The organism is Streptococcus mitis (genome assembly GCF_001579035.1).
Taxonomy (GTDB): Bacteria; Bacillota; Bacilli; order Lactobacillales; family Streptococcaceae; genus Streptococcus; species Streptococcus mitis_J.
In genome coordinates this window covers 111306-113923 of sequence record NZ_KQ970286.1, presented here as the reverse complement: position 1 = coordinate 113923, position 2618 = coordinate 111306, and the positions used below count along the sequence as shown (strand labels likewise).

At 41.9% G+C, this 2618-nt stretch carries 4 protein-coding genes; all 4 read right to left on the bottom strand.

Annotated features, from left to right (window positions below; genetic code table 11):
- Positions 1–133 precede the first annotated feature (133 nt).
- Positions 134–1045, bottom strand: a complete 912-nt coding sequence (gene trxB / locus SMIDD26_RS02825) for a thioredoxin-disulfide reductase (RefSeq protein ID WP_061438840.1) — start codon at positions 1043–1045, stop codon at positions 134–136.
- A gap of 65 nt (positions 1046–1110) precedes the next feature.
- Positions 1111–1335, bottom strand: a complete 225-nt coding sequence (locus SMIDD26_RS02820; RefSeq protein WP_000926599.1) for a DUF4059 family protein — start codon at positions 1333–1335, stop codon at positions 1111–1113.
- 77 nt (positions 1336–1412) lie between these two features.
- Positions 1413–2156 (bottom strand): amino acid ABC transporter ATP-binding protein, encoded by a 744-nt coding sequence (locus SMIDD26_RS02815; RefSeq protein ID WP_000590965.1) that lies wholly within the window; start codon positions 2154–2156, stop codon positions 1413–1415.
- On the bottom strand, positions 2156–2618 hold a 463-nt coding region (locus tag SMIDD26_RS02810), incomplete at its 5' end, for an ABC transporter permease subunit (RefSeq protein ID WP_134990145.1). The genes SMIDD26_RS02815 and SMIDD26_RS02810, both read right to left, overlap by 1 nt.

Here is a 2618-nt window from a genome sequence, read left to right as displayed (position 1 = left end):
AGAGCAAACTAGGAAACTAGCCGTAGGTTACTCAAAGCACTGCTTTGAGGTTGTGGATAGAACTGACGAAGTCAGTTACATATACCTACGGTAAAGCGAAGCTGACGTGGTTTGAAGAGATTTTCGAAGTGTATTAACTATGTTCTGTGATAAATTTATAGGCTTCTTGACCAGCGATAGCGCCATCTCCAACTGCTGTTGTTACTTGGCGAAGGTCTTTCAAGCGAACATCTCCAACTGCAAAGATACCATCAACTGCAGTTTTCATGTGGTTATCTGTCACAATCCAACCTGCTTGGTCTTGAATATTCAATTCTTTAACAAAATCGCTAAGAGGGTCCAATCCAACATAGATAAAGACACCACCGAAGGCTTGTTCTGTCACTTGACCTGTTTTCACATTTTCAAATACGACTGATTCTACTCGGTTTTCACCCTTGATTTCCCTTACTACAGAATCCCAGATAAAGCTGATTTTTTCATTCGCAAAGGCGCGATCTTGTAAAACCTTTTGAGCACGAAGTTGGTCACGACGGTGAACAATGGTAACAGTCTTGGCAAAGCGAGTCAAGAAGAGGGCTTCTTCAACAGCTGAATCTCCGCCACCAACTACCAACAAATCTTGGTCACGGAAGAAAGCACCATCACACACGGCACAGTAAGAAACACCACGACTGTTCAGTTCTTCTTCTCCAGGTACTCCCAAAGGACGGTGTTTAGAACCAGTTGCTACGATAACTGTACGTGTTTCATATGTTTGGTCATCAGTCATCACTTTCTTAAAATCACCATGGTCTTCTACATTTTCAACATAAGCATAAATGTGCTCAACACCAAGATTTTCAAGCGGTTCAAACATTTTTTCTGCCAATTCTGGTCCACTGATATTAGCGTATCCAGGGTAATTTTCAATATCCGATGTATTATTCATCTGACCACCTGGCAGACCACCTTCAATCAAGGCTACTTTTAGATTGCTTCGAGCAGCATACAAGGCTGCAGTCATCCCTGCAGGTCCAGCACCGATAATAATAGTATCGTACATATAGTTTCCTTCTTTCTTGTTGTAACTATCTTTATTCTAACTCTTTCTTGTTAATCAAGCAAGGATTATGCCTTGAAAACAAGAATTAAACTCATAACCGCAAAGGATAATACTGGAACAACCAAAACTCCAATCATAATCATATCATAAAGATGGGCTTGGCGAGCCTTGGCTGTCTTATCAACTCCCGACATGGCTCTCAGTCCAATCCAAATCCCTAAAAAAATCAGGACGAGGATGGTGGTCAAGATCAAACTCTCGAAATATAAAGAAAATAGTTGCAGTAGCATGATTTCTCTCATTTCTATCTTTTTTAAAGAGTAAACTCAGCTAGTCCAGCTAACTGAGTTTTCCTTTATCTATTATATCAAATATAAGTCCGTTTGTAACTAGCGAAGAATTCTTTTGTCCGCTCTTCTTTAGGATGGTGGATAATCTCATCCGGTGTTCCAGACTCAATGATTTTCCCCTTATCTAGGAAGAGAATCTTATCAGCCACTTGGGCTACAAAGGACATGTCATGACTGACCAAAATCATGGTTTGACCTGACTTAGCAGCATCTGCAATAGACTTCTCTACTTCTCCGACCAATTCTGGGTCAAGAGCTGAAGTTGGTTCGTCCAAGAGCAAGACATCTGGTTTCATAGCAAGCGCACGCGCTAGAGCAACACGTTGCTTTTGTCCACCTGATAAATGGCGAGGATAATGATTTTCACGGTCAGAAAGCCCAACCTTAGCCAACTCTTCCTTGGCAATCTTAGTCGCTTCTTGGTCAGATAATTTCTTGACAACAACCAAGCCTTCTTTCACATTATCAAGTGCTGTTCGGCGTTCAAACAAATTAAACTGTTGGAAAACCATAGACAGCTTACGGCGTAGGGCAAGGATTTCTTCTTGAGTGATTTTAGAAAAATCAACTGAGAAATCATCAATCTGAATAGAGCCACTGTCAGGTGTTTCAAGATAATTGAGACTGCGAAGAAAGGTTGATTTTCCAGCTCCTGAAGAACCAATCAAGGCTACAACTTCCCCTTTTTGGATATCCAAGTCCAGATGATCCAAGACAGTCTGTCCTGAAAAGGATTTGCTTAAATTCGAAATCTTAATCATTAACGAAGGTCTCCTTTCACATCTGTTTGCACTGTATCAGGTGCAGAAATAGCCATTTTTCTCTCGATAAAGCGACCGAGGCTTTCAATTCCGATATTGACTACCCAATAAACAAGGGCAACGGAAATAAAGCGTTCAAAATAACGATAATCGGCACCACCCAAAATCTGAGCTTGGGCAAAGACTTCCACAACACCCGCACTAAAAGCTAAAGAGGTTCCCTTGGTCAAGCCGATGAGGGAATTGATTAAGGTTGGAGTCGCCACGACAGCCGCATTTGGAATAATCACCCGACGATAAACTTGTGCTCGGGTCATACCCAGACTACGTGCCGCTTCAATCTCACCAGGGTTGACTGAGAGAATGGCTGCACGAATGGTTTCACTAGCATAAGCTGCCTCATTAAAAGCAAAGGCGACAATCGCAAAAGCTGCAGCTGGAATCGCATTGATATTGAGACCA